We start from the raw sequence: 6,921 nt of genomic DNA on the forward strand, positions 1-6,921 counted from the left end.
AAGGCACCATGACCTACACGTTCGACCCGCTCGTCCCGCGGCCCATCGACCGGCCGACCGACGTCGCGCTCGACGGGCCGCTCACGCCCGAGCAGTCCCTCGCGCTCGACGAGGCGAAGATCTTCGTCGGGCCGGCCGACCCCGCCGACCGTCCGGCCTGGCGCGAGCGCCTCGCCGCGTGGCGCGACGACGCGCGCCGCCGCCACGGGTACACGGGCGCCGCGTACGACCGCCCGGACGCGGCGTGGGCCGCGGGCTGCTCGACGGTCGCGCAGGTCTGGCTCTGGGACGAGCTGCTGTACTCGTTCGCCGAGCACCGGTTCACGCCCGAGCGGTTCCTCGCGGACGCGCGCGAGCGGTTCGGCGGCCTCGACGCCGTCGTGCTGTGGCACGCGTACCCCGTCATCGGGATCGACGACCGCAACCAGTGGGACTTCTACCGCGACGTCCCGGGGATCGTCGACCTCGTGCGGACCTTCCACGACGCGGGCCTGCACGTGTTCGTCGACTACAACCCGTGGGACGTCGGCACGCGCCGCGGCGACGACGACCTCACCGAGCTCGCCGCGCTCGTGCGCGACCTCGGCGCCGACGGCGTCTTCCTCGACACCCTGAAGAAGGCCGAGCCGGAGCTCGTCGCGCGGCTCGAGGCCGCGCGCCCGGGCGTCGTCCTGGAGGGCGAGTCGAAGCTCCCGGTCGAGCGCATCGAGGACCACTCGTCGTCGTGGGCGCAGTTCTTCGCCGACTCGCCCGTGCCCGGCGTGCTGCGCGCGCACTGGTACGAGCGCCGGCACATGCAGCACCACGTGCGCCGCTGGCACCGCGACCACTCCGAGGAGCTCCAGTCCGCGTGGCTCAACGGCGTGGGCGTCATGGTGTGGGAGGTCGTGTTCGGCGTGTGGGTCGGCTGGTCGCCGCGCGACGCCGCGACCGTGAAGCGCCTCGTCACCGTCCAGCGCGCGGCCCGGCCGCTGCTGCTCGACGGCGCGTGGACGCCGCTCGCCGAGCTCGCGCCCGAGGCCGAGGCCGCGGGGGTGTACGCATCGCGCTGGGAGCTCGACGGCGTGACCCTGTGGACGCTCGTCAACCGGGGCGACGCCGACTACGCGGGCCCGCTCCTCCCGGGCGGCGCGGGCGGTGCAGCAGGCGCGGCCGGCTCTGTCGGCGCGGACGTGCGCGTGCCTGGCCGGGGGATCGCCGCGGCGCTGCACGTGGCCGACGACGCGGAGGAGCCCGCGTGGCTGGCGCACCTGCACGACGTGGTCGCCTCGCTCGACGAGACCGCGCCCCACGATCCCGACGCGCGGTTCCCGCACCGGCTCGCGCGCCGCCTCGACGCGTCCGCCCCCACCCCCGCGCCGACCAGGGGGACGGGCGCGCCCGGGCCGGGCGCCGCCGTCGGGCGGGACGCCACCGGGGCGACGGGCGCGCCCGAGCCGGGGGCCGTCGTCGTGCCCGCCGGGCCGTACGTGCTGACCGTCCGGTACCGCGCGCGCGAGACCGGGATGTACCAGGGCGCGCCGTACGTGGACGAGTGGAAGCCGCTCCCGCCGCGCCTGCACGACGCGCGGACCCTCCAGCGCGACGGCGAGCTCGCCGCGCCGGTCGCGGTCGGGGCCGACGTGACGAACGCGCAGTTCGCGGAGTTCGTCGCCGCGACCGGGTACGCGCCCGCCGTCGCGCACCGCTTCCTCGCTCACTGGGCCGACGGGCGTCCCGCACCCGGCACCGAGGACGAGCCCGTGACGTTCGTCGACCTCGACGACGCGCGCGCGTACTGCGCGTGGCGCGGCGGGCGCCTGCCCACCGAGGACGAGTGGCAGCTCGCCGCCGAGCGGCCCGGCTGGACGCGCGGCGAGCCCGCCGTGTGGAGCTGGACGGCGTCCGAGCACTCCGACGGTCGCACGCGGTTCGTCATGCTCAAGGGCGGCAGCGACCACCGCGCCGAGGGCTCCGACTGGTACGTCGAGGGCGGACGACACGCCCCCGACTACGCGGTCAAGCTCCTCGTGCCCGGCCTGGGGCTCGCCCGCGGCGCGACCGTCGGGTTCCGCTGCGCGTGGGACCTGCTCACGGAGGAGGTGACGGCATGACCGACGCACCCCGCGTCTCGCGCGACCCCGCCGCCGGCGCGCTCGCCGGCCTGCGCGTGATCGACGCGTCGACGCTGTTCGCCGGCCCCATGGCCGCGATGCACCTCGGCGACCTGGGCGCCGACGTCGTCAAGGTCGAGCACCCCACGAGGCCCGACCCGTCGCGCACGCACGGCGCCGCGAAGGACGGCGTCAACCTGTGGTGGAAGACGCTCGGTCGCAACAAGCGCACCGTCACCGCGAACCTCGGCAGCGACGGCGGCCGGGAGGTGTTCCTCGCGCTCGTCGCCGACGCCGACGTCGTCATCGAGAACTTCCGGCCCGGCACGCTCGAGCGCTGGGGCCTCGGCTACGACGAGCTGTCCGCGCGCAACCCGCGGCTCGTGCTCGCGCGCGTCAGCGGGTTCGGGCAGGTCGGGCCCTACCGCACGCGCCCCGGGTTCGGCACGCTCGCCGAGGCGATGAGCGGGTTCGCCGCGATGACCGGCGAGCCCGACGGCCCGCCGACCCTCCCGCCGTTCGGGCTCGCCGACGGCGTCGCGTCGCTCGCGACCGCGTTCGCCGTCATGGTCGCGCTGTCCACGCGCGAGCGCACCGGGCACGGGCAGGTCGTCGACACGGCGATCGTCGAGCCCATCCTCGCGATGCTCGGGCCGCAGATCACGCGCTGGGACCAGCTCCGCACCGTGCAGCCGCGCACCGGCAACCGCTCCGCGAACAACGCGCCGCGCAACACCTACCGCACGCGCGACGGGCAGTGGGTCGCGGTGTCGACGTCGGCGCAGTCCATCGCCGAGCGCGTCATGCGCCTGGTCGGGCGCCCCGAGATCCTCGAGGAGTCGTGGTTCGCCAGCGGCGTCGAGCGCGCGCAGCACGCCGACCTGCTCGACGAGGCCGTCGGCGGCTGGATCGCGCAGCGCACGCGGGACGAGGTCGTCGCCGCGTTCGAGGAGGCGCAGGCCGCCGTCGCGCCGATCTACGACGCGCACGACATCGTCGACGACCCGCAGTTCCGCGCGCTCGGCACGATCCACGAGATCGAGGACCCCGACCTCGGGCCGATGCTCATGCAGGGCCCGCTGTTCCGGCTCTCCGACAACGACGGCGTCATCCGCTTCACCGGCCGCCCCCACGGCGCCGACACCGACGCCGTGCTCGGCGAGCTCGGGTTCACGCCCGAGCGCGTCGCGGAGCTGCGCGCGGAGGGGGCGGTATGAGCGCGTCGGGTCCGGGCGGCGCGCTCACCTCCCCGCCCGGGGCACCCCCGCTGACGCTGCTGTACGTGCCCGCGGACCGGCCGGACCGGGTGGCGAAGGCGCTCGGGTCGGCGGCCGACGTCGTGCTCGTGGACCTCGAGGACGCCGTCGCGCCGGCGCGCAAGGACGAGGCGCGGGGATACGTCGTCGGGCTGCTCGACGACGCGGCCGCCGCCCGCGGGGTCCAGGTGCGGGTCAACCACCCCGCGACGCCGTGGCACGCCGACGACGTCGCGGCGCTCGCGGGCCTGCCGCTCGCGGTCGGTGCGCGCGTGCCGAAGGTCGAGTCGGCCGACGACGTGCGCGCGCTCGCCGCCGCGCTCCCCGGGCGGGCGCTGCACCTGCTCGTCGAGTCGGCGCTCGGCGTCGAGCGCGCGTTCGAGCTCGCGTCGGCGTCGCCGCAGGTCGCGTCGCTCGCGCTCGGCGAGGCCGACCTGCGCTCCGACCTGCGGGTCGACGACGAGGCCGGGCTCGCGTGGGCACGCAGCCGGGTCGTCGTCGCGGCCCGGGCGGCGGGGCTGCCCTCGCCCGCGATGTCCGCGTTCACGCACGTGCGCGACCTCGACGGGCTCGCGGCGTCGTGCCGCGCCGGTCGCGCGCTCGGCTTCTGCGGCCGCACCGCGATCCACCCGGGACAGCTCGACACGATCCGCGACGCGTTCCTCCCGACCCCGGACGAGGAGGCCCGCGCGCGCGAGGTCGTCGAGCGCGTCGGCGACGCCGCGGCGTCGGGCACGGGCGTCGTGGCGCTCGACGACGGCACGTTCCTCGACGCCGCGATGGTCGAGCGCGCGCGCACCGTGCTCGCGCTCGCCGCGCGCCGCCCGGCGGTGTGACCCGCCGAACACGACTCTGCTCCGCGTCGAGCACGGGGTTGCTGTCGTCATCCGCCCGAGAACGACGTCAACCCCGTGCTCGGCGGGAGACCGACCACCCGATCTCGACGAGGAGACACGATGGACGCAGCACGACGGCCGCACCGGCGGCCCTGCACGACGGCGGCGCTCACGGCGCTCGCGGTGAGCGCGACGATCGGCGGGGCCGCGCTCGCGCTGCCCGCGACCGCCGCGGAGCAGGGCACGGTCGAGGCGGGACGGGTCGCGGACTCCGCGGCCGGACCGATCGACTACACGGTCTACCTGCCGCCCGGCTACGACGACGCCGAGCAGGAGTACCCGACGCTCTACCTGCTGCACGGTCGCGGCGACACGCAGGCCGCGTGGCAGCAGGTCACGGGCGACCTCGACGAGCTCATCGGGTCGGGCGACATCCAGCCGATGGTCGTCGTCATGCCCGACGCGCCGTGGAACGACCGCGGCTCCTGGTACACGGACTCCCTGTACACCGGGGACGCGACGGGCGCCGGGGCCGGCACGGCCGTCGAGACGGCGTTCACGCGCGACCTCGTCGAGCACGTCGACGCGACGTACCGCACGGTCGAGGACCGCGAGGCGCGCGCCGTCGGCGGCTACTCCATGGGCGGCGCGGGCGCGCTGCGGTTCACGCTCGCCCACCAGGACACGTTCTCCGCGGGCATCGTGCTGAGCCCCGCCGTCTACGTGCCGCAGCCCCCGGCCGACTCCTCGGCCCGCGACCACGGCGGCTACGGCGTCGGGACCGCGCCGTTCGACGCCGACCGGTACACCGAGCTCTCGTACCCGACGGCGCTCGCGGCGCTCGACCCGGCGCTCCCGGTGCACCTGTTCGTCGCCGTCGGCGACGACGAGTGGGCCAACCCCGACCCCGCCGAGGCCACGCACGACATCGACTTCGAGTCCGCGCGCCTCTACAACCAGGCGCGCCGCGTCCCGGGCGTGACGGCCGAGCTGCGCGTGCTCGACGGCGGCCACGACTGGGACGTCTGGCGGCCCGCGTTCCGCGAGGGGGTCGTCGACGTCTCGGCGCGCCTGCGCACCACGCCCGCCGCGCCGTGGGACGCCGAGCTCCTCGGCTCCGCGGGCGACGACCGCGCGGGCGGGATCGCGGCCCTGCCCGACGGCGGGACCGCCGTCGCGCTGAACCTCGCCGGTGCGTGGGACGGGTACGAGCCCGCGGGCGGGCTCGACACGGTCGTCGTGCGGCGCGACGCCGACGGTGCCGAGGTCTGGCGGCACGCGGTCGCGACGGCCGCGGACGACCGCGCGTACGGCGTCGTGCCGGGCGCCGACGGCGGCGTGCTCGTCGCCGGGTACACGAAGGGCGACCTCGACGGCGCCCACGCGGGCACGACGCGCGACGACGGGTTCGTCGCGGCCGTCACCGCCACCGGCGAGCGCGCCTGGACGCTGCAGACCGGCGACCCCGGCGCGGCCGACCGCTTCTACGCCGTCGCGCCCGACGGCGCGGGCGGCGCCTACGTCGCCGGGTACACGAGCGTTGCCGTGGGCGATGCGCCGAGCGCCGGGGACAAGGACGCGCTGGTCGGGCGGGTCTCCGCGGCGGGCGAGCTGCTGTGGCTGCGCCAGGTGGGCGGGCCTGGCGAGGACAAGGCGCTCGCCGTCGCGGCCTCGCCCGACGGCGCGGTGTACGTGGGCGGGGTGTCCGGCGGCGGGATGCCCGGGGCCGAGCACCTGGGCGCGAACGACGGCTGGGTCGCGCGGTACGACGCGGACGGTGAGCAGGAGTGGCTGCGCGCCGTCGCGACGGGCGAGAACGACCAGGTCAGCGGCCTCGTCGTCCGGTCGGACGGGTCGGTCGTCGCCGTCGGGCACACGCGCGGCGCGCTCGGCGAGGGCGGCGCCCTCGGGGACAACGACGTCGTCGTGCGCGCGGTCGACCCCGCGGGAGAGGTCCTGTGGACGACGCAGGTCGGCACGTCGACCGACGACCGCGGCGTCACGGGCGTGCTCGGCGCGGACGACGCCGTGCTCGTCGTCGGGACGACGTACGGGGCGATGGGCTCGGCCGTGGGCGGGGTCGACGTCGTGACGGTCCCCGTCGCGGCGGACGGCACGCCGGGCGAGCCGACGCAGACCGGGTCGCGCGAGCGCGACGGCGCCGACGAGTGGGACGACGCGAACCTGTTCGCGGCCCCCGCGCCCGCCGCCGACGGCCGTGAGGGCGCGGCGCTGCTCACCGGGCTGACCTACGGGGCGCCCGCCGGCACGGCGAACGCGGGCGCCGCGGACGTGTTCGTCGCGCGCGTGCCGTGGGACGCCGTCGTGCCGGGGCCCTCCGGTCCGGGCGAGCCGCCGCTGACCGTGACCGCCGAGGCGCGCTGCCTCGCGGGCAGCGCCTACGTCGCGGTCCGCGCGACGAGCACCGCGGACGCGCCCGTCGACGTCGAGCTCGCGACGCCGTACGGCACGCGCGTCGTCGCGGGCGTCGCTCCGGGCGCGAGCGCCTACCAGGCGTTCCCGGTGAGGGCGCCCGAGGTGCCCGCGGGCGAGGCCACCGCGACCGCCGAGGGTCGCACCGCCGTCGTCCCGTACGACGCGCTCGCCTGCGGCTGACGCCGGCCGCACCGCCGAGAACGACCCTGCGCGCGGCCCCAACCCGGGGTTGGCGGGGGTTGAACCCCCGAAACACAACACCCACCCGGTGAGGGGCCGGGGCCGGGGGTAGCCCCCGAA

General features: G+C 77.0%; 4 protein-coding genes. All 4 read left to right on the forward strand.

Annotated elements, in window-relative coordinates; genetic code table 11:
• Positions 1–8 precede the first annotated feature (8 nt).
• On the forward strand, positions 9–2,093 hold the full coding sequence (locus GYH36_RS04530; protein ID WP_162289218.1) for an SUMF1/EgtB/PvdO family nonheme iron enzyme: 2,085 nt from the start codon (positions 9–11) through the stop codon (positions 2,091–2,093).
• Positions 2,090–3,310 carry a CaiB/BaiF CoA transferase family protein gene (locus GYH36_RS04535; RefSeq protein ID WP_162289219.1) on the forward strand — a complete coding sequence of 407 codons (1,221 nt, stop codon included), beginning with the start codon at positions 2,090–2,092 and terminating at the stop codon, positions 3,308–3,310. Before GYH36_RS04530 ends, GYH36_RS04535 begins: the two co-directional genes overlap by 4 nt.
• Positions 3,307–4,185 carry an HpcH/HpaI aldolase/citrate lyase family protein gene (locus GYH36_RS04540; protein WP_162289220.1) on the forward strand — a complete coding sequence of 293 codons (879 nt, stop codon included), beginning with the start codon at positions 3,307–3,309 and terminating at the stop codon, positions 4,183–4,185. The genes GYH36_RS04535 and GYH36_RS04540 overlap by 4 nt, the downstream gene beginning before the upstream one ends.
• Before the next feature lie 120 nt (positions 4,186–4,305).
• Positions 4,306–6,801 carry an alpha/beta hydrolase-fold protein gene (locus tag GYH36_RS04545; protein ID WP_162289221.1) on the forward strand — a complete coding sequence of 832 codons (2,496 nt, stop codon included), beginning with the start codon at positions 4,306–4,308 and terminating at the stop codon, positions 6,799–6,801.
• Positions 6,802–6,921 lie beyond the last annotated feature (120 nt).

The organism is Cellulosimicrobium composti (assembly GCF_010287905.1).
Taxonomy (GTDB): Bacteria; Actinomycetota; Actinomycetes; order Actinomycetales; family Cellulomonadaceae; genus Cellulosimicrobium; species Cellulosimicrobium composti.